General features: G+C 60.2%; 18 protein-coding genes and 2 pseudogenes. 6 read left to right on the top strand and 14 right to left on the bottom strand.

Features of this window, described 5'->3' with window-relative positions; translation table 11 throughout:
- Window positions 1-101 precede the first annotated feature (101 nt).
- Complete coding sequence (locus IHQ43_RS10295) at window positions 102-713, bottom strand: lytic transglycosylase domain-containing protein (protein WP_192564239.1); 612 nt, start codon at window positions 711-713, stop codon at window positions 102-104.
- A gap of 203 nt (window positions 714-916) precedes the next feature.
- Here IHQ43_RS10295 and gspG point away from each other — a divergent pair, with 203 nt between their 5' ends.
- The 3 genes from gspG to IHQ43_RS10280 all read left to right on the top strand — a co-directional run bounded on the left by gspG (window position 917) and on the right by IHQ43_RS10280 (window position 3,277).
- On the top strand, window positions 917-1,345 hold the full coding sequence (gene gspG, locus IHQ43_RS10290; RefSeq protein ID WP_192564238.1) for a type II secretion system major pseudopilin GspG: 429 nt from the start codon (window positions 917-919) through the stop codon (window positions 1,343-1,345).
- Window positions 1,346-1,359: 14 nt separating this feature from the next.
- Window positions 1,360-2,547: a type II secretion system F family protein gene (locus IHQ43_RS10285; RefSeq protein ID WP_192564237.1), complete on the top strand. Its 1,188-nt coding sequence runs from the start codon at window positions 1,360-1,362 to the stop codon at window positions 2,545-2,547.
- 79 nt (window positions 2,548-2,626) lie between these two features.
- Window positions 2,627-3,277: a hypothetical protein gene (locus tag IHQ43_RS10280; RefSeq protein ID WP_244142250.1), complete on the top strand. Its 651-nt coding sequence runs from the start codon at window positions 2,627-2,629 to the stop codon at window positions 3,275-3,277.
- Window positions 3,278-3,426: 149 nt separating this feature from the next.
- Here IHQ43_RS10280 and IHQ43_RS10275 read toward each other — a convergent pair whose 3' ends face one another.
- Window positions 3,427-4,326: a LysR family transcriptional regulator gene (locus IHQ43_RS10275; protein WP_064378896.1), complete on the bottom strand. Its 900-nt coding sequence runs from the start codon at window positions 4,324-4,326 to the stop codon at window positions 3,427-3,429.
- 162 nt (window positions 4,327-4,488) lie between these two features.
- On the opposite strand from IHQ43_RS10275, the gene IHQ43_RS10270 reads away from it, so the two are divergent.
- Both IHQ43_RS10270 and IHQ43_RS10265 read left to right on the top strand, forming a co-directional pair.
- Entirely contained in the window at window positions 4,489-5,505 is a 1,017-nt protein-coding gene (locus tag IHQ43_RS10270) for an alpha/beta hydrolase (RefSeq protein ID WP_192564235.1), read from the top strand.
- A 63-nt stretch (window positions 5,506-5,568) separates the two neighbouring features.
- Window positions 5,569-6,996 (top strand): mechanosensitive ion channel family protein, encoded by a 1,428-nt coding sequence (locus IHQ43_RS10265; protein ID WP_192564234.1) that lies wholly within the window; start codon window positions 5,569-5,571, stop codon window positions 6,994-6,996.
- A 55-nt stretch (window positions 6,997-7,051) separates the two neighbouring features.
- Here the strand turns inward: IHQ43_RS10265 and ycaC are convergent, their stop codons facing one another.
- The 11 genes and pseudogenes from ycaC to IHQ43_RS10210 form a co-directional block, all read right to left on the bottom strand.
- Window positions 7,052-7,681 carry an isochorismate family cysteine hydrolase YcaC gene (ycaC, locus tag IHQ43_RS10260; RefSeq protein ID WP_192564233.1) on the bottom strand — a complete coding sequence of 210 codons (630 nt, stop codon included), beginning with the start codon at window positions 7,679-7,681 and terminating at the stop codon, window positions 7,052-7,054.
- A gap of 70 nt (window positions 7,682-7,751) precedes the next feature.
- Entirely contained in the window at window positions 7,752-9,590 is a 1,839-nt protein-coding gene (locus tag IHQ43_RS10255; RefSeq protein ID WP_011333416.1) for an amidohydrolase, read from the bottom strand.
- 45 nt (window positions 9,591-9,635) lie between these two features.
- Window positions 9,636-10,262, bottom strand: coding sequence for an antibiotic biosynthesis monooxygenase (locus tag IHQ43_RS10250; RefSeq protein WP_192564232.1), 627 nt, complete (start codon window positions 10,260-10,262; stop codon window positions 9,636-9,638).
- Window positions 10,255-10,671 carry a DoxX family protein gene (locus IHQ43_RS10245; protein ID WP_192564231.1) on the bottom strand — a complete coding sequence of 139 codons (417 nt, stop codon included), beginning with the start codon at window positions 10,669-10,671 and terminating at the stop codon, window positions 10,255-10,257. The genes IHQ43_RS10250 and IHQ43_RS10245 overlap by 8 nt, the downstream gene beginning before the upstream one ends.
- Window positions 10,672-10,844: 173 nt before the next feature.
- Window positions 10,845-12,053, bottom strand: a complete 1,209-nt coding sequence (locus IHQ43_RS10240) for an Ig-like domain-containing protein (protein WP_192564230.1) — start codon at window positions 12,051-12,053, stop codon at window positions 10,845-10,847.
- Between the two features lie 192 nt (window positions 12,054-12,245).
- A pseudogene (locus IHQ43_RS10235) lies at window positions 12,246-12,616 on the bottom strand (DUF6124 family protein).
- A 337-nt stretch (window positions 12,617-12,953) separates the two neighbouring features.
- Entirely contained in the window at window positions 12,954-14,237 is a 1,284-nt protein-coding gene (locus tag IHQ43_RS10230) for a hypothetical protein (RefSeq protein WP_192564229.1), read from the bottom strand.
- Between the two features lie 177 nt (window positions 14,238-14,414).
- Window positions 14,415-14,600, bottom strand: a pseudogene (locus IHQ43_RS10225) (DUF6124 family protein); the annotation flags it as partial.
- A gap of 363 nt (window positions 14,601-14,963) precedes the next feature.
- Window positions 14,964-16,217 carry a YncE family protein gene (locus IHQ43_RS10220; RefSeq protein ID WP_192564228.1) on the bottom strand — a complete coding sequence of 418 codons (1,254 nt, stop codon included), beginning with the start codon at window positions 16,215-16,217 and terminating at the stop codon, window positions 14,964-14,966.
- Between the two features lie 154 nt (window positions 16,218-16,371).
- Window positions 16,372-17,295 (bottom strand): LysR substrate-binding domain-containing protein, encoded by a 924-nt coding sequence (locus tag IHQ43_RS10215; protein ID WP_192564227.1) that lies wholly within the window; start codon window positions 17,293-17,295, stop codon window positions 16,372-16,374.
- A 45-nt stretch (window positions 17,296-17,340) separates the two neighbouring features.
- The gene (locus IHQ43_RS10210; RefSeq protein ID WP_192564226.1) at window positions 17,341-18,324 is read right to left on the bottom strand and encodes an MBL fold metallo-hydrolase; all 984 of its coding nucleotides are present in this window, start codon (window positions 18,322-18,324) and stop codon (window positions 17,341-17,343) included.
- A gap of 247 nt (window positions 18,325-18,571) precedes the next feature.
- On the opposite strand from IHQ43_RS10210, the gene IHQ43_RS10205 reads away from it, so the two are divergent.
- A complete protein-coding gene (locus IHQ43_RS10205) occupies window positions 18,572-18,973 on the top strand; it encodes a helix-turn-helix domain-containing protein (RefSeq protein WP_192564225.1) in 402 nt (133 codons plus the stop codon).
- 13 nt (window positions 18,974-18,986) lie between these two features.
- Here IHQ43_RS10205 and IHQ43_RS10200 read toward each other — a convergent pair whose 3' ends face one another.
- Window positions 18,987-19,550 (bottom strand): flavodoxin family protein, encoded by a 564-nt coding sequence (locus tag IHQ43_RS10200; RefSeq protein ID WP_192564224.1) that lies wholly within the window; start codon window positions 19,548-19,550, stop codon window positions 18,987-18,989.
- Between the last annotated feature and the right edge of the window lie 160 nt (window positions 19,551-19,710).

The raw sequence follows: 19,710 nt of genomic DNA, 5'->3' as shown, positions 1-19,710 counted from the left end.
ACACAAGTCACTTGAGAATCCGGGGGATATTCCCCACCCGATTCCCCACTTTTCCGGGCCCCTTGGGTTTGCCCCGAAAGTGGGGCAACCGGGGACATCCTTTACAGCGGCGCATCCACCGCCAGGCCCTGCAGGCGCCGGTACTGACGCAGCACGCTCGGGACATAACGCTGGGTTTCGGCGAACGGCGGGATCACCCGCCCCCGGCTGAGCACCGCGTCTGGCCCGGCGTTGTAAGCCGCTACGGCCAGCGCGATGTCGTTGTCGAACATCGTCATCAGGCGCTTGAGGTATTTGGCCCCGCCCTGGATGTTGGCCTTGGGGTCGTAGACGTCGGTCACGCCCATGTCCCGCGCGGTGCCGGGCATCAGTTGCATCAGCCCTCCGGCGCCCTTGGGCGAGGTGGCGCCGGGGTTGTAGTTCGACTCGGCGCTGATCACCGCATGCAGCAACGCTTCGGGCAGGTGATTGGCAGTGGCGGCGGCTGACACCAGCTCGGCGTAGGGCTGGTTGGCGATCAATTGCGGTTGCCGGTCAAGGCTGACCAACGGCGCATCGGCTTCGCGGATCACCCGCTCGTAGGTACGTCCGGGACGGTGGACGTTGGACAGTACGTAGCTGCCCTTGGCGTCCACGGAAACGAAGACATCGGCTTGCGCGACACCAACCGACAGCACGCAGCCGAGCAGTCCTGCAGTGAATGAATGGATCATTGGGCCTCCCCTGACAGGCCCCGAAAAATTGGGGGAAATGCCCCACTGACCCGTCGTCAATCAGCCGTACGCAAGCACTGTGCCGACTCTTGAAAAGCCCGTAATACAAGGGCTTCAGCCCGACAGCCGAAATTATCGGGGGCTGAGCATGGCAATTGCATAAGCGCTTGTGGCGACACGGCTGCCACTCACGGGAGGTCATCATGAAGCTGCATTTTCGTCCGCGTGCCCAACGCGGTTTCACCCTGCTCGAATTGCTTGTGGTGCTGGTGGTGCTCGGCCTGTTGGCCGGGATCGTCGCGCCCAAATACTTCGCCCAGTTGGGGCGTTCCGAAGTGAAGGTCGCCAAGGCGCAGATTGAAGGCCTGGGCAAGGCGCTGGATCTGTACCGGCTCGAGGTCGGCCACTACCCGTCCACCGAACAGGGCTTGCAGGCGCTGGTGACCGCACCGAGCGACGAAGCCAAATGGACCGGCCCGTACTTGCAGAAAAAACTGCCGCAGGATCCGTGGGGGCGCAACTACACCTACCGCTATCCCGGCGAAAACGCCGAGTACGACCTGCTCTCGATGGGCAAGGACGGTCAGCCCGGCGGCGAAGGCGAAAACGCCGAAGTCACCAACTGGCAATAACCGGAGCACAGCGCATGCGTTTTCATCTGAAGGCAGTGGGCAAGGCCGGGGTGGTGTCGCTGAGCGTCGAGGCGCCCGGCCAGAGCGAAGCGCGGCGCATCGCCGAGGATCAGGGCTTGCGGGTGGTCAGCCTGCACGCCGAACGCCACTGGCGTTCGTTGCGCCTGAGCAAGCGTGAAACCTTCAACCTGGTGCTGTTCAGCCAGGAGCTGACCACCCTGCTCAATGCCGGTCTGCCGTTGATCGATGCACTGGAAAGCCTGGCCGAAAAAGAAACCGCCCCCGCCGCCCGCAAAACCCTGAGTGAGCTGGTGCGGCTACTGTACGAGGGCAAATCCTTCTCCCAGGCGCTGGGCCAGTTGTCGGCGGTTTTCCCGCCCTTGTACGTGGCGCTGGTACAGTCCAGCGAGAAGACCGGCGCGGTCGGCGATGCGCTGGGCCGTTACGTGAGCTATCGCCAGCGAATGGACGAGGTGCGGCAGAAGATCGTCAGCGCTTCGATTTACCCGCTGTTGTTGCTGGTGGTCGGCGGTGGCGTGGTGCTGTTTTTGATGGGCTACGTGGTGCCGCGCTTCAGCCTGGTGTTCGAAGGGCTGGGCTCGAACCTGCCGTGGCTGTCGCAGATCCTGATGAGCAGCGGCATGTTTCTGCATGCCCATCAGGGCGAGTTTTTCGGCCTGCTGGCGGCGATCGTCATCGCCCTCGCCGTGCTGCAGAAACAACCGGCGTTTCGCCGTGGGCTGGATCGGCTGGTGGAGAAACTGCCCGCCGTGCACCAGCGGATTTTCATGTATGAGCTGGCGCGGTTTTACCGGTCACTGGGGATTCTGCTGCAAGGCGGGATTCCACTGGTGACGGCCATGGGCATGGTGCGCGGCCTGCTCACCGTAGCCTCGCGAGCACGCCTGGATCAGGCCTGCGAGCGGGTGCGCGAGGGGCAGTCGTTGTCCACTGCGCTGGAGCTCAACCGCCTGGTGACACCCGTGTCCCTGCGCCTGCTGCGCGCCGGCGAACAATCCGGCAACCTCGGGCAAATGATGGAACGCAGCGCCGATTTCTACGACGAGGAAATCAGCCGCTGGATCGAGTGGTTCGTGCGCTTGTTCGAACCGCTGCTCATGACCTTCATCGGCTTGTTGATCGGGGTGATCGTGATCCTGATGTACATCCCGATCTTCGAACTGGCTTCGAGTATCCACTGACCTCGGGAACGGGTCGGATCACAAGCAAAAACAAGGCACATCCACGTTCCCAATCAAGACAACAAAGACGGAGAACGATATGCACATTCAAAAGCTCGTGCTCGCAATGGCCATCGGCGCAGTCCTGTCGGCGTCTACCATATTGATCCCGGACAACCTGTCCGGGGTGTCCAGCGTTCAGGCCAAGGAAGGTGGAAGTGGGGGTGGAGGAAGCGGTGGCGGCGGTAACGGAGGGGGCGGAAGTGGTGGCGGTGGCGGTGGCGGTGGCGGTGGCGGCGGCAATGGTGGTGGCGGCAGCGGAGGCGGTGGTGGCGGTAATGGAGGTGGCGGCGGCAGCGGCGGCAATGGTGGTGGTCACGGCGGCAGCGGCAGTGGCGGCAACAGTGGCAGCGGCGGCGGTGGCAACAGTGGCCACAGCGGCAGTGACCACGGTTCGGGCCATTCCGGCAGCACGGCGTCATCGGGCCGTAGCGGCACGCATTCAGAGCCTGGCGATGACCATGGTGTGCATCGCGCCGGTGAAATCGGTGACGACCATGGCGTACACCGCGCTGGCGAAATCGGTGATGACCATGGCGTACACCGCGCTGGCGAAATCGGTGATGACCACGGCGTACACCGCGCGGGTGAAATCGGTGATGACCGAGGCCTGCATGCGGCGGGCGAACCTGGTGATGATCGCGGCGTACATGCCGGTGGCGAGCCTGGCGATGACAAGCGCGCCAACTGACCCGAACTGAAAACACCGCAATCCCTGTGGGAGCTGGCTTGCCAGCGATAGGGCCCGGTCAGGTAGAACTTCACTCCCTGACCCACCGCTATCGCGGGCAAGCCCGGCTCCCACAGTGCTCATCAGTGCCAACAAGGTCGCTGCACAACCTAGAGAGCGACGTGGTTTTGATCCAGCCGCTCCCGCAGAAACTCGATCAACGCCTGCACCGGCCGCGACGCCTGACGATGCTGCGGATACACCGCCGACAGCGTCAGCGGTTCAGGCCGAAACTCATCCAGCACCGGCACCAGCCGCCCATCCTTCAGCGCCGCGCCGACGATGAACGTCGGCAGATAGGTAATCCCCATCCCCGCGACCGCCGCATCCCGCAGCAACTCACCGTTGTTGACCCGCATCCGCCCGGTGACATTCACCAGCAGCGGCTTGCCCTGCCCCGCATTGAACCGCCACTGCACCGAACGTCCGTGGCCGTAGGGCAGGCAGTCGTGGCCGAGCAGGTCTTCCGGTTTGACCGGCGTACCGCGTTCGGCCAGATACGCAGGGCTGGCGCAGTACACCCGCTCGATTGACGCGATACGCCGGGCGATCAGGGTCGAGTCTTCCAGCACGCCGATGCGCAGCGCCAGGTCGTAACCTTCACCCAGCAGATCCACCGGCCGGTCGCTCAGGTCCACCTCCACCGTGACCTCGCGATAGCGCTGCAGAAACGGCGGCAGCAAACAGCCCAGATGGGCCAATGCGAACGACAACGGCGCACTCACGCGAATCGCCCCGCGCGGCTCGGCGGTCTGTCCGGCAATGCCCTGCTCCACCGATTCCACTTCGCCAAGCAAACGCAGCGCCGATTCGTAATAGCTCTGGCCCAGCGGTGTCACGTCCAGGCGTCGGGTCGAACGGTTGAGCAATCGCACGCCGAGGCGTTCTTCCAACTGCATCAAGCGACGGCTGACGAACTGCTTGGACAGGCCCAACTGATCGGCCGCCGCCGTGAAGCTGCCGGAGTCCATCACCTGGCAAAAAATACGCATGTCTTCGAACGGGTTCATTGTCACTCTCGGGTTGACAGTTAAACGCTTTATAGCCGCTTTTTCACTTTCCGGCACCTCATTAATCTGTGCTCACGGTGTTGCTGAGGCCTGAAGCCCAGCGCCACAGCAGCCCGATCCCAAGGCATACAAAAACTCAAACGACTTAAAAAGGATTTGCACATGAACATCAAGAAAACCCTCGCCGCTTCCTTCCTCGCCCTGTCCATTGGCAACGCTTTCGCCGCCGAAGGCACGGGCGTCGAACACACCACCCAGGCCTTCCTCGACGCCCTCGCCGGCGGCGGTGGCAAACCGCTCGAGCAACTGAGCCCGAAAGACGCCCGTGCGGTGCTGACCGGTGCCCAGGCTTCGGTGAAGGTTGACCTGTCCGGCGTTGAAGTCAGCGACAAGGCGATCAAGGTCGATGGCCAGACCATCAACCTGAAAGTGGTGCGCCCGGCGAAGGTCAAGGGTGAGTTGCCGGTGTTCATGTTCTTCCACGGTGGCGGCTGGGTGCTGGGCGACTTCCCGACGCACCAACGCCTGATTCGTGATCTGGTGGTGGGCTCTGGCGCGGTCGCGGTGTATGTCGACTACACGCCGTCGCCGGAAGCGCAGTACCCGACTGCGATCAATCAGGCTTACGCCGCAACCAAATGGGTGGCCGAGCACGGCAAGGAGATTGGTGTAGACGGCAAGCGTCTGGCGGTGGCCGGCAACAGCGTCGGCGGCAACATGGCGGCGGTCGTGGCGTTGATGGCCAAGGAACAGAAAACTCCGGCCCTGCGCTTTCAGTTGCTGATGTGGCCGGTGACCAACGCCGGGTTCGATAACGGCTCGTACCAGCAGTTCGCCGAGGGCCACTTCCTGACCAAGGGCATGATGCAGTGGTTCTGGGACAACTACACCACCAACCCGGCCGAGCGTGCGCAGATCCATGCCTCGCCACTCAACGCCAGCGCCGAACAGCTCAAGGGCCTGCCCGCCGCGCTGGTGCAGACCGCCGAGTTCGACGTGCTGCGTGACGAAGGCGAAGGCTACGCCCGCCACCTCGACGCGGCCGGTGTACCGGTGACCTCGGTGCGCTACAACGGGATGATTCACGACTTCGGCCTGCTCAACCCGCTGAACGGGATTCCTGAAGTGAAAGCCGCCGTGCGCCAGGCCGCAGCGGAACTCAAGACCCACCTGAACTGAGTGCAACCCCTCGCCACACCTTCGGGTGTGGCGTTTTCTTTTGTGCCCGCCGGAGTTCATCCCATGAGTCTTTTTTCCGCCCACATGCTGTCCTGGAGCGCCCTGCTGCTGGTGCTCGACGCCCTGCTCTGGCATCTCGCGCCGTTCAAACATCGCGCGCAACGGGTCGCTGTGCGACTGGTGCTGTTTCTGGCCTTCAACGCACTGGCCATCAACGCCGGTGTCAGCCCGTTGCAGGCGCCGTTGTTTGCCGATGACCCGGTGGCGCAACTCGGGGCCACGGCGCTGGGGATTCTCTGGTGGCTGTACGCCGCGCGGGTGCTGACCGAAGTGATCGGCCTGATCCTGATGCGCCGCATCGGTCACAGCGGCCGGCTGTTGCAGGACGTGATCGGGGCGCTGGTGTTTCTGGCCGCCATCGTCGCAGCCGCCGGTTACGTGCTGGATCTGCCGGTCAAAGGCCTGCTCGCGACCTCCGGCGTGGTGGCGATCGTCATCGGTCTGGCGCTGCAAAGTACCTTGGCCGACGTGTTTTCCGGCATCGTGCTCAACACCACCAAACCGTATCAGGTGGATGATCTGGTGGTCATCGACGGCGTCGAAGGCAAGGTGCTCGACATCAACTGGCGCGCCACGCACCTGCTGACCAGCAGCGGCACCCTGGCCGTGGTGCCGAACTCGGTGGCGGCCAAGGCCAAGATCGTCAACCTCAGCCGCCCGAACAACCTGCATGGCGTGTCGATCAGCATCAAGGTGCCGAACCACATCCGCCCGCGCCGGGTACTCGACGCCCTCGACCGCACGCTGCAAGGCAGCAGCAGTCTGTTGCTGTCGCCTGCGCCGAAAGCGGTGCTGAAAGAGGCCGGCGAAGAAATGTCGGAATACGTGGCCAGCGGTTTCATCGCCGAGCTGGGCAAGAAAAGCGACGTGCGCAATCAACTGTTCGACCTCGCCCACCGCCATCTCGAAGCCGCCGGCATTTCGCGGCACCCAGACGGCGTGATCGAACCCTCGACCCGCGCTCGCGCGTTGCTCGATGAAGTGAAAATCTTCCGCTCGCTGAGCCATGAAGAACGCGATCGCCTCGCCGAATCGATGGTCGCGCAGCAGTACAGCGCCGGGCAGGTTGTGCTGGATCTGAATGAAGTCCCGGACAGCCTGTTCGTGATCGCCACCGGCGTGGTCAGCGCCAGCGTGCCGGACGGCAATGGTTTCACCGAAGCCGGACGCATGGGGCCGAGTGAGGTCATGGGTGAACAGAGCATCCTCGCGGATACACCTTCGCAGGCGACGTTCACCGCGCTGAGCTCTTCGATCATCTACCGTCTCGACAAGAACCTGACTCGCCAGTGCATGGAGCAGCGCAGTGAAGTGGGTCGGGCGTTGAATAAATTGCAGGCGGTACGGCAGCAGAACAGTCGGCTGGCGTTGATGGCCAAGCCTGTGCCGGTTCGCAAGGGTGGGTTTTTGGGGTGGTTGCAGAAGCGCTGAGCCCTTTGCGACAGACGAAAAAATGCCCGCTTTTCAGCGGGCATTTTTCAACCAATTACTGGGCAGCAGTGAACTTGGTATAGCTGTTGATCAGGTTGCGATAGTTAGGCAGACGATTCGACAGCAGATTCGCCAACCCTTCCATGTCGTTGCGCCAGTCGCCCTGCAGCTCGCAAGCCACCGAGAACCAGTTCAACAGCTGCGCACCGGCCGCCGACATCCGTGCCCACGCCGCTTGTTGCACGGTTTCGTTGAAGGTGCCGGACGAGTCGGTCACCACAAACACTTCAAAACCTTCAGCCAGTGCCGACAGGGTCGGGAACGCCACGCATACGTCAGTCACCACACCGGCGATGATCAGCTGCTTGCGGCCAGTGGCCTTGATGGCCTTGACGAAGTCTTCGTTGTCCCAGGCGTTGATCTGGCCTGGACGCTGAATGAACGGCGCGTCCGGGAATTGCTCGCGCAGTTCAGGCACGATCGGGCCGTTAGGGCCTGCGTCGAAACTGGTGGTGAGAATGGTCGGCAGTTTGAAGAACTTGGCGATGTCACCCAGGGCCAGCACGTTGTTCTTGAACTCGTTCGGCGAGAAATCCTGCACCAGCGAGATCAGACCGGTCTGGTGGTCGACCAGCAGTACCACAGCGTCGTCTTTGTTCAAGCGCTTGTAAGGAACGTTGCTCATGTGAAACTCCTCGATGGATGGTTGTTGCGGGGAGCGCCGCTCACGCAGAGCGGCGCCTTTTTCAAAGGGATCAGAAAGCGAAGCAGGAGCAACCGAACGCGCCCCAGAAACCGGCAAAGTCGCTGACCGGCGCATTCGACATCCGCGCTTTTTCATGGCTATGGGTATGCACCGCGCACGGGCCGCTGCATTGGTGCACCTGGGCCTGCAAAGGCGAATTCGGGCGCCAGTGGCCCGGAACCTTGACCACCGGCGACCAGTCCGGCAGCACCGGCAGCGAACGCGGGCCGAGGTCTTCGAAGTCGCCAGCGGCGTACACGATCTTGCCGCCGACCACAGTCATCACCGACTCGATCCACTTGATCGCTTCTTCCTCGACGCTGAAGAAGTCCGCGCTCAGTGCCGCCAGATCCGCCAGTTGCCCGACCTTGATCTGGCCCTTCTTGCCCTGCTCGGACGAGAACCACGCGCTGCCGTGGGTAAACAGTTCCAGCGCGGTGCTGCGTGGCAAACCTTCTTCGTACAGCGCCAGACCGCCAACGGTGCGACCGCTGACCATCCAGTACAGCGAGGTCCACGGGTTGTAGCTGGACACGCGGGTGGCATCGGTGCCGGCGCCGACCGGTACGCCTTCGGCGAGCATGCGTTTGATCGGCGGCGTGGCTTCGGCGGCTTGCTTGCCGTAGCGGTCGACGAAGTATTCACCCTGGAACGCCATGCGATCCTGAATCGCGATGCCGCCGCCCAGCGCCCTCACCCGCTCGATGTTCTGCGGGGTGATGGTTTCTGCGTGGTCGAAGAACCACGGCAAGCCATTGAACGGAATGTCGCGGTTGACCTTCTCGAACACGTCCAGCATGCGGCTGATGGATTCGTTGTAGGTGGCGTGCAGACGGAATGGCCAGCGCTGCTCGACCAGGTGGCGCACCACCGGCTCCAGTTCCTGTTCCATGGTCTGCGGCAGATCCGGGCGCGGCTCAAGGAAGTCTTCGAAGTCCGCTGCCGAGAACACCAGCATTTCGCCAGCGCCGTTGTGGCGCAGGAAGTCATCGCCCTGATGCAACTTGACGCTGCCGGTCCAGTTCTGGAAATCGGTCAGTTCTTCTTTCGGCTTCTGAGTGAACAGGTTGTAGGCGATGCGCACGGTCAACTGGTCGTCTTTGGCCAGTTGTTCGATCACCTGATAATCGTCCGGGTAGTTCTGGAAACCACCGCCGGCATCGATGGCGCTGGTCAGGCCGAGGCGATTGAGTTCGCGCATGAACTGGCGGGTCGAGTTGACCTGATATTCCAGCGGCAGCTTCGGCCCCTTGGCCAGCGTCGAATACAGAATCATCGCGTTCGGCCGCGCCACCAGCATGCCGGTCGGATTGCCGTTGGCATCGCGCACGATCTCGCCACCCGGCGGGTTTGGCGTGTCGCGGGTGTAGCCGGCAACGCGCAACGCAGCGCGGTTGAGCAGCGCGCGGTCATACAGGTGCAGGATGAACACCGGGGTGTCCGGCGCTGCCTGGTTGATTTCTTCGAGGGTCGGCATGCGTTTTTCGGCGAACTGGAATTCGTTCCAGCCGCCGACCACGCGTACCCACTGCGGAGTCGGCGTGCGGTCGGCCTGATCCTTGAGCATGCGCAGCGCATCGGCCAGCGACGGCACGCCTTCCCAGCGCAGTTCGAGGTTGTAGTTCAAGCCGCCACGGATCAGGTGCAAGTGCGAGTCGTTGAGGCCGGGAATCACGCAGCGGCCCTTGAGGTCGACCACCTGAGTACCGGCGCCTTTGAGGGCCATTGCTTCGGCATCGTTACCGACGGCGACGAAACGACCGTCCTTGATTGCCACGGCGCTGGCGAGCGGTTTTTCGCGGTCTACCGTATGAAATTGGCCATTGAACAGAATCAGATCGGCGTTCATCGCAGTTCCTTCGAGATAAGTGAAACGAAGCCCGGACCCACCGCTTCAGCGTGGCGGGTTGGCATTGGATTCGGGGTGTTTGTGTGACTGACCGGCTTCCAGCCACGGCGCGAACAGACGGGTCACGGGCGGCATGAACACGTAGACCACCGACACCACGATGGTCAGGGTGATCAGGAACGTGGCGACCACGTAGTTGGAGAGAAAGGCATTGAGTTGCAGCAGCGGCCCCCAGATCAGCGGCACCAGCAAGGTGTGCGGCAGGATCACCAGCAGCGTGACCACGGCCTGCTTCCAGCGCGGTGGCGGTGAACCGGCCTCGGCCGTCGGCGTGAACCAGAATTCATTGGCCGCATTGACTTCAGTCTGGTCGCCGTCGGCGAGCATTGGTGCGGCTTCGTCGATCAGCGCCTGACGCTGCGGCGAGTCGAGCCAGCGCTGCATCGCGTCGGTCGAGCAATAACGCAGCACGCAGGTGAACAGTGCGAGTCCACCCTGTTGGCTGCGCATCACATCCACGCCCAGATGCCCTTCTTCACGCCCCGCCACGCTAACGATATTGCGCAGCCAGGCTTCGTATGGCTGCTCAAAACCGGCCTTGACCCGGTGCTTGACGATCAGCGTCACGGTTTCTTCGGGTCCCGGTTTTTTCAGGGTCTGGAAATCAGGCATAACGGAGCACTCCGGGCAAACGAACATTGAGCGCCAGCCGTCCCGGCCCGGCGATCAGAACAGTGGTAAACAGGATCAGGAGCAACCAGCCGAACTGCCCTTCGGCCACACTCCATTGCGGATGCACGACCAGCAACGCCACCAGCAGCACAAAGAGAATAGGCAAGCACGCCAGACGCGCCAGCACCCCGGCGACGATCAGCAGCGGACAGAGGACTTCGGCGAAGATCGCCAGAATCAGCGTGAGGTGGGCCCCGAGATGGAACGGGTCTTCGATCAGTTGCAGCTGCGCGGTAAAGTCCAGCAGCTTGGGCAAGCCGTGGACGAACAGCAGAAACAACCCACCGGTCACCCGCAGGAACAGCAGGCCGAGGTCTTGCGCCTGGTCATTGCGTTCTACAGCGTTCATGGGCCCACCCTTGATCAATCATTGCAGGCAATGGTGCAACGATTGATCGGGGGGAAATTGGATGGGTGTGCTCTCTTTCGGGCCGTTGATTGTTCCCACGCGGGCCGCCGGGATTGATCAAACGCAAATTTGCTGGGCCTGCCCGCTAACGGAACACTCCAACTCTTCCATGTTCAAGTTGGAACCACGGTCATTGCCCTTGCTCGCTCGATACCTGTAAACAAGATGCCGTAACCCGAAATAGTTGAGCCATTCCAACAAAGCACATTCACTTGACCCGGAAGGTATTGGTAGATTCGTGAACCATACGGATCTGGATACAACCGATTTTCATATAGATCGCGCACGGGATTCATCAAACTAGGTCCGACATATGCGATCACGTTGTAGTCGTTCACACCGCCAACACTCATTAACCACGCCATTCCCTCCAAAGCAGTCAGCAATGAATTGTTTATAAGCAATCTGTAAACCTTGGAAACCTGAACAGGGTAGGAAGCACTCTGGCCGGTGGCGTCAGTAACCGTAACAGTCGTGCTACCGTTTTTGATCCCGACAACTTTTCCGAGATTGCTCACCTGCACGATCGTCGGGTCGGCCGGTTGGTAGGTGAAGGGCAGCACACCCGTGGTGGGTACACGTGTGGCCGTATTTCCTGGCATCTCATTGGTCGACCAACCATACCCATTGATCACCATAACTCCGTCCAGGATCATCGGAGTCGGATCGATTGCCAGACCAAGAATAGTCAGCGTTCTCGGCGGAGCCGACTCAGGGCCCGAGTCATATTTTCCTCTCACCGTATAACGGTGGGGCCCTTGTGCCTGAGGCCCTGTGTTGTAGGTCCAGTTGCCAAGCGCACCCACGGCGATCGGTCCTGCGACAAGAATGTCGTTGTCGTACAAATCAACGGTGGCATTCGCCCTCGCTTGTCCACTGAGTGCAAACAGCTTTTCGGAAGTGCTGGTGCCCGAAGGGATCTCCACCCCGCTGTTCAAGCCTTTCAGCGAATCGATCGTCAACTTCTCGACCGCACCCACATTCAATAACCATTCGTGGAAAGGCGACGAACTGGAGTTTGCACGCAAGCCGAAGGTGTGCGACCCATCAAAAAGATTCAGCACTTGTAACAGGAATCTGCCACTGGGATTGAACACACTCCCGGGAGGCGTCAGAACTTTAAGAATGCCGTTATGTGTGTGGGTTATTTCCAGAGGGCTTCCAGGCGGACCGTCAGCGCCCATATCGAGCCCTCTGAGTAAAGTGCTGTCAGGATTTTTGTAAGGGGTCCCGCCAGGAAAAGACGTGAAAAAAGAGAAATACGGATTCTGTTTTTTTGGCTTTTTCTTTTTGGACTTTTGTTTTTCTGGCATTTTCTTCATGGCAGACGCTCCTTCCGAGAACAGCCGTTTCTGTCGAAACAGCAGCAGGTATGGACCATGGAGCGCCATCGAGAGAGCGTTGCGCTACTGTCAACTTTGACAGTAGCGACGGATGGTCAAGGTGATTTCTGCCGCCTGCGAATTCATTCGCACACAAAAAAACGGCCCGCAGGCCGTTTTATAAATACCGGATCAAGCAGCCGAATCAGCGGCCACTTCCAGGTTATCCATTACCGATTCACGGCCAGTTCACCGAGCATGATCAACTGCGCAATCCCCAGCAGCACATGCCGCTGCGAGCCATCCACCAACCCGGCGAAATCAGTGGCCATGGTTTTGGCGCAGGTCAGGGTTTCGCAAGCATCGGCCAGCAGTTCTTCGCTGTCGATACCGGGCGCGATGAGGTAGCGGGCGTTGGGTTTGAGCAGCGGTTTTCTGGGGAGGAGCGGATTGAGCTAATGGTCGAGGGCGCGTTCGGCGGCTTCGTGGAATTTCTTGGAGTCGAGGGTTTTGTAGGGCGAGGTTGTGTCGGTTTCAGGTAGGTTTGGCGTGGGTTTTATCATGGTTGCATCTCCAGAGTCATTGAGCCGCCACGATTCGCTGCGATACGAAGGGGTGGCAGCCATACGCGGGTCGCAGACCGGGACTCTAGAACCGGCAGACCCGAAGGTCTCCCACGTACAGCCGCCATAAAACCGGAGGATGTTGTGCGTCCAGAGATCGCGGGCTGCGAGCCCCGATCGCTGATTCGTCAGCGACCCGGAAACGAAAAGACCCAGCCTCAAGGCGCACAAGCCGACGGATTCTGGCGTACACGTAGGCAAAGACGCAAAGTTGCGTGGCTTTGCGGACATAGCCTTAAACACTATTCAACAAGAGTGCCTGCTCCGCTCAAGCGACCTAACCGTTCAATGGCCGAATACACATTGCCGTGGCTGTAGTAGCGCCCACTTGGGCGTACAACCCCGGCCCTTGATTCCCACTATGGCTACTTTGCGCATACCCGGCTATTTCATGCCCACTGCCTTTCGGCTGACATGCCCACCAGCCCCAACCTTTTGCCCAGCTGATGATGTTGCTCACGTTGTAGAACAGCGGGCAGTAACTTTGATAGTTGGGGTATTTGAAAACCATGAGGTTCCAGACTGTCGGAGTCAGTGGCAATCCGCCTATCGAAGCCGCCCAGGCGACTGCGGCAGGTACTGAAACTGTCGCGCCATTGTGGACCAGTTCAAAGACATTACTGACTTCAACGGGATACCTGGCTGAAGCCCCGGTCGCGTCCTTGACGATTATCCAAGTCTCGCCGTTTGCCTTGCCCTGTACCTTGCCTGAGCTATCGACCGTCGCAATGACTGTGTTTTCTGATTCGAAGGTGTAAGGTTCAGTGCCATTATTCGGGCGTCGAGACTGTGTGTTACCGGGAAAGTCCCGACCACTGTCTGCCCATCCGTAAGGTGAAAAAATGGCCATACCGTTGAGGAGCATGGGCTCAGGCTTAATCTCCAGCCCTTTGGTCCTGATCGAATAAACCGTTTCCGGGAACAATGTAGCGGTACTTTCCTCGCCACTCTTGTCCATTGATACCTTGAATGTGAGAGTCAGCGTGGTGCCGTTTCCCAGTTCTGCCAGATAGGCGTTGCTCAGTGGTTTGATCCAGTACCCCTGACTGATCCACGTCGCATTGGTCTTGTGAGTTCCACCATTCCAGAACGTCAGGTTATGCATCGTGCCGTCTGATTTGAAGCCAGCAAACTTCAGCCAGACCTGTTGTCCCACCTCGATTCGCGACCAGTCGAATGCACGAAGCGTTGCGTCACTCGAACCCAACGCAACCAAGTCCAGCACGTTGTTGTTCGCCTCAGCCTCATCGACTTGTGGCGACTTCAGTACCCCCTGAACGGTGAACTGCAACTCAGAAGTCGGCAGCGCACTGGCATGCTCGCGCAGTTTGAAGTGATGCGCTCCGGAAGCAAGACCCAGGAACCGTTCGACAAACCCTCCACTGGCATTGAAACCTCCCGCGCGAACAACGACATCGTTATCGAGTAACTGATAAGTGCTAAAAGCCGTTCCATCGCTGCTAGACAGTTCAATGTCCGTGTATGGAATGTCATCGCCATCATTGATGGGGGTTCCGCCGGGAAAACTCGTGGCGCCAAAGCTTGGTGACTGGATGTCCATGGAAAAGACTCCTTTATGGGGTTCGCAGCAACTGCTTGACCGGTGGATATGCCATCGAACGCCAATCGAGAGGAGTGTCGCTACTGTCAACTTTGACAGTAGCGACGAGCGGTCATGCTGGGTTCATCCGCTTTTTCTAAACAAACGGCCCGCAGGCCGTTTATTTGTTTCAGCGGATCAAGCCGCCGAATCCGTCGCCGCCTCCAGATTGTCCAGCGCCCGATTCACCGCCAGTTCCCCCAGCATGATCAACTGCGCAATCCCCAGCAGCACATGCCGATGCGAGCCGTCCACCAGCCCGGCGAAGTCGGTGGCCATGGTTTTGGCCGAGGTCAGGGTTTCGCAGGCGTCGGCCAGCAGTTCTTACGCGGGTTAGCAGACCAGGACTCTAGAACCCGGCGCTCCGAAGTGCCCCACGCAAAGCCGCTATAACATGAACGGTCAGGCGTGAACCTGATCACGAACAGAAGACATTGTGCGTCTAGAGAAAAAGCCAGGCTGCCAAACCCGATCACTGTTTTTCAGCGACCGCCAAACAAAGGAGCCCGCCCCAGAGGCGCACAAGCGGGCGGGTTCTGGCGTACACGTAGGCAAAGGCGCAAGGTTGCGTGGCTTTGCGGACATACCCTTCAACACTATTCAACAGGAGCATCTGCAACACAGATCTCCTGTGAAAGTGAGCATGCTTACTCTCACAAAGTGACGAGGCGCCCGGCGTTGAAGTGATCAATCCACTCCACCGGGAAACCGCTCTTTCGGGATTCGTTCGACACTTTCCCCTGCGAGCGACGACACATCCTGCGCCTGGGCATTGGACGCGCCTGGCGCCAGATCAATAACCGATACGATGCCGCTATCCAGGCACGGGACATAGGCATTTTGGTCATCAGGACTGATTTCCAGCGACATCGGGCCTACGGGCAGCTGCGCTGTAGCGAGGATCTGGCTCGACAGGGCATCAATTGTGATGACCTTGCTTTCCTGATCCCGGTAACAGCAGTAGACCCGAGTGCCAGAATGATTGATTGCAAGCCCTCGCGTTTCGGTTCCGGTATTCAAAGTCCAGATCGTTAAACCGGTCGACGAATCAAGCTTCACCAATACACTATGAGTGGTCAGAAAACCTGCAGCGTACACATGATTCCCGTCCGGGCTCACTGCCAACCCATAGACGGGAAAACCAGTGTGGATCTGCTTGAGGACAACCAACGTACGCGCGTCCACGACTGCAACAGCATTGGAAGAATGAGCAACGTACACCCGATTGCCATCCAGGCTTGTGGCAAGCTGCCTTGGGAGCTGACCGACGGGAATGTTTGAAAACAAAAAGCTATTACTGTCGACCACAGCAAGTGCATGCTGGGCGTAATTACTGATAAATACCTTGGAGCCATCTCTGGCGGGCACAATCCAGGTACCGTGTATCGGAAGTGTCGCAATGACGGTCGATGTAGTGAGATCAACCACCAGCGTATCCGAGCTATTCAGTACAAAAGCACGCGCTCCATTGTGCGTAAGCGCCATACCCCACGAGCTTATTAATTTCGGAATATTTATCGGCGCCAACAACGTGGAGTTGTCGGTGTCGATTACTTGCAATTTCCCGCCCACAGGGACGTACCCTCGGGAACCATCGTCATTGAGTGTCAGCCCCCAAGGCGAAAGCCCGACCAGAATCGAACCGATCGGCCTGCTGGTCCGGATTCGCAACGCCCAGTCTGACGTAGGCAGTGCACTGCCATGTTCGCGCAACTTAAATAAATGAGATCCAGACGACAGATTCTGCAACCGTTCGACGAATGCCCCACTGAGATTGAAATTTCCGCGAGCCAGAACATTGCTGTTCTCAAAAATCTCATAGGGAGCGCCCGGCAAACCTTCGCCGATAAACTCAATGTCTTTAGACTGTGTGCTTCCACCATACGGAATCGGGGTCCCGCCGGGAAACGAGGTGCAGCTTCTGAATGATGCCAAAGTCATTGTCGACGCTCCATCGCAAGGTGAGCCCGGACTGCTTCAGTGCAGCAGGCTTGGGTAATGGAACGCCAACCGACTTGAAACGCGCTACTGTCAACTCTGACAGTCTCGACGACTGGTCGAAGTGATGCTTTCGGCCCTCTCTGAAATACCCGCATCAGGCAACTGGAATATCCAGCGCCACCGACATGAACTGACTGATCCGCGACCGCAGCCATTTCTCCGCCGGATCGTTGTCATGCACCCCGCTCCACGCCATCGACAGCTGCGCGGCATCAATCGGAAACGGTGGGTCCTCAGCCCGTAACGCACAGCCTTCGACCAACGCACACGCGGCGTAATCCGGCACGGTGGCGATCATCTCGGTGCCCGCCAGCAGCGCGCGCAAACCGCTGAACTGCGGCACGCCGAGCACCACGCGGCGGCAGCGGCCGACCTTGGCCAGGTCCACGTCGATGTTGCCGCTCAGATCGCCGGAGAACGACACCATCGCGTGAGGCCGCTCGCAATATTCGTCGAGGGTCAGCGGGCCTGGGCGGTTATCGCCACGCAGAACCTTGCAGGGAATGTCGCGCAGTTTCTTGCGCTTGGCGTTGGCCGGCAGATCGGTGGTGTAACTCACGCCGACGGAAATTTCCCCGGAGGCCAGCAGCGTCGGCATCAGCAGGTAGTTGGCACGGCGCACCACGACCACGATCCCCGGCGCCTCTTCCTGCAACTGGCGCAGCAGCGGCGGGAACAGACCGAACTCGGCGTCATCCGACAGGCCGATGCGGAACACGTCGCAACTGGTCGCCGGATCGAACTCCTTGGCCCGACTGACCGCGCCGGAAATCACGTCCATCGCCGGTTGCAGCTCCCGAAGAATCGCCAGTGCCCGGGCTGTCGGCTCCATGCCCCGACCGTTGCGCAGCAGCAACGGATCGTCGAACAGATCGCGCAAGCGGCCCAGCGCCGCGCTCACTGCCGGTTGGCCCATGAACAGTTTTTCGGCGACGCGGGTCAGGTTCTTTTCGAACATCAGCGCTTCGAATATCACCAGCAGGTTCATGTCGACGCGGCGCAGATCGTTACGGTTCATGGGGCACGTTTTCCTTGTTTGAGCCTGACGTGGGAGCTGCGCACTTTACTCGATCAACGGCACTTTGGCCGCGCGCTTGTAGGGGCCGTATTCGACCGGCACCCACTGAAAGTGTTTGTCGACCGCGGTGATGTGACCGATGCCCGGGAACGGCAAATGCGCAGCCGTGACCCAGGTCTTGCTGGCCGCCGCTGCGCTGAACACGGCGTTACGACTTTTGATGGCTTGCTGACCGTTGACGTCGAAGCGAATCGACACGTCCGGATGATCGAACTGCACCGCAAGGTTATGCACCAGATCTCCCATGAACACGATGCTCTGGTTCTGCGAGGTGAAACGGTAGGTGGTGCTGCCCGGCGTGTGCCCGGCTTCCAGCGTGGCTTCTACCACACCCGGCAACGGCGACTGGCCGGCAGCGAAAGTCTTGAAGCGTCCGGCCGCCACGTAAGGCGCGGTGGAGTCCTGGGCGATCTTGAAGAACTCCCGAGCGCCGGCTGGCGCCTTCGCCTCGGCCTGCGGATCGAGCCAGTAGTCGGCTTCGGCCCTGGCGGCGTAAACCGTGGCATTGGTGAAGATTGGCTGTTGCTGGCCATCGACCAGTCCACAGACGTGATCCAGGTGCAGGTGAGTCAACAGAATCGCGTCGACCTGCTCAGGCTTGTAGCCGGCCGCCTGCATGTTCGCCGAGAGCTGGCCGGCGGTAGCACCGATGCACTGACCCGCGCCGGTATCCACCAGAATCAGTTGCTTGCCGGTGTTGACCAGGAACGCATTGAACGCGGTCTGTACACCCGGCGTTTCAATCGAACGACGGGCCAGCAGCGCGCGAATCTGACTCTGGCTCATGCCCTGCAACAGCTTCGGCGACAAATCGTTGTAGCCGTCGAACAGCGCCGTCACCTCGTAATCGCCCAGCGCCAGTCTGAAATAACCCGGTGCCTGCGTGCCGACCTGCGGTGCCTGCGCCATGGCGCTGGACATCACACTGACAAACGCCATGCCGATGACGCCGTTGAACAAACCTTTCATGTGCATCCCCTCGGCCGAGCCCGATTCTACGGCCCCTTATGGACCGCCCCCTTCGTCGCCATCCTGCCCGGTTCCCGTCATGGGGACTTGGAGTGGTGTGCTGAGTTGAGGCCGACAGTGGAATTAACAACGTTTAACTCGTCAGCACTCGCCCTTCGCCAAACAATGAATCCCTCTGCGCAGCGTTGTTTTTTTGACCTGAGGGAAAGCGCTGACCGTGCGTTCCCCCCCGACACGGACTTAGGCCATGGCTCACTTACAGCAAACCGTCGCCCGCGCCCCTGCCAGCGAACCCGGCAAGACCAACACCGGCGGGCTGAGCCCGCAACGGGAACGGCTGGTGAAACAGCTGATCCTCGAACGGCTTGGCGACAGCCTTGAAGTGACGGAACTGGCCAGCGCCTGCTCGCTCTCACGCAGTCACTTTTCCCGGGCGTTCAAGTGCAGCACCGGGTACTCGCCGCAAGACTGGATCCGCACCCAGCGCATTGCGCGGGCCAAGCTGTTGATCCAGCACACCAACCACAGCCTCACGCAGATCAGCCTGGAATGCGGATTCTGCGATCAGGCGCACTTCTGCCACATCTTCACCCGCAGCGAAGGGATCAATCCGTTTGCGTGGCGCTGTCAGGTCATGAAAAACCGCTGAGGCGGTTTCGCCCTCAAGCCATCCGCTGCGCCAGTCGCGCCACCCGCTCGCCCAGATGCGCTGCGGTCTGTTGATCCTCAAGCGGGGGGACCCACTCGGGCGGTTGCTCGACACAGGATTGGGACATGGCGCCGAGGGAGCTACCGAGGCGATTCAACTGACCATCGAAAACACCTTCGCGCGCGCGCGCCGGCAACAGATCGAGCCCGACCCAGATCATCGAATGCTGGGCGGCGAACACTGCCATTTGCAGCAAGGTATTGAGTTTGTCGCCACACAGGCTGCCGGAGTTGGTGAAGCCCGCCGCGAGTTTGTCGCGCCACGGCCGGGCAAGGTAGAACGAAGCCGTGGCCTCCATGAACTGCTTGAACGCCGCCGAAGCGCTGCCCATGTAGGTCGGCGCGCCGAAGATGATGGCGTCGGCGCGGTGCAGGTCATCCCAGTGGGCGTCCACGTCCTCCACCGCCAGCAGCAGGCAGGTGCTGCCCAAGTGGCGCTCAACACCTCGCGCCACAGCCTGGGCAATGACGCGGGTGTGCCCGTAGCCACTGTGATAGACCACCACTACCTTGCTCATCGCAGCGTCCTCCGGACGTATGCATTCCATTGCCGTGGAGTTTTGGCTCTGGAGCGGGCGCGGACGAGTTAATCGTTGTTAATTTTTCCCGGCTGTCGGGTGAGCCGGCACAGGTTCCAGCCTTTAAATACAGTGGTGACGGCACGGGATGCCGAGCGAT

Source organism: Pseudomonas gozinkensis (assembly GCF_014863585.1).
Classification (GTDB): domain Bacteria; phylum Pseudomonadota; class Gammaproteobacteria; order Pseudomonadales; family Pseudomonadaceae; genus Aquipseudomonas; species Aquipseudomonas gozinkensis.
The sequence above is the reverse complement of the archived record's forward strand: the minus strand, read 5'-3'. Positions and strand labels throughout refer to the sequence as shown.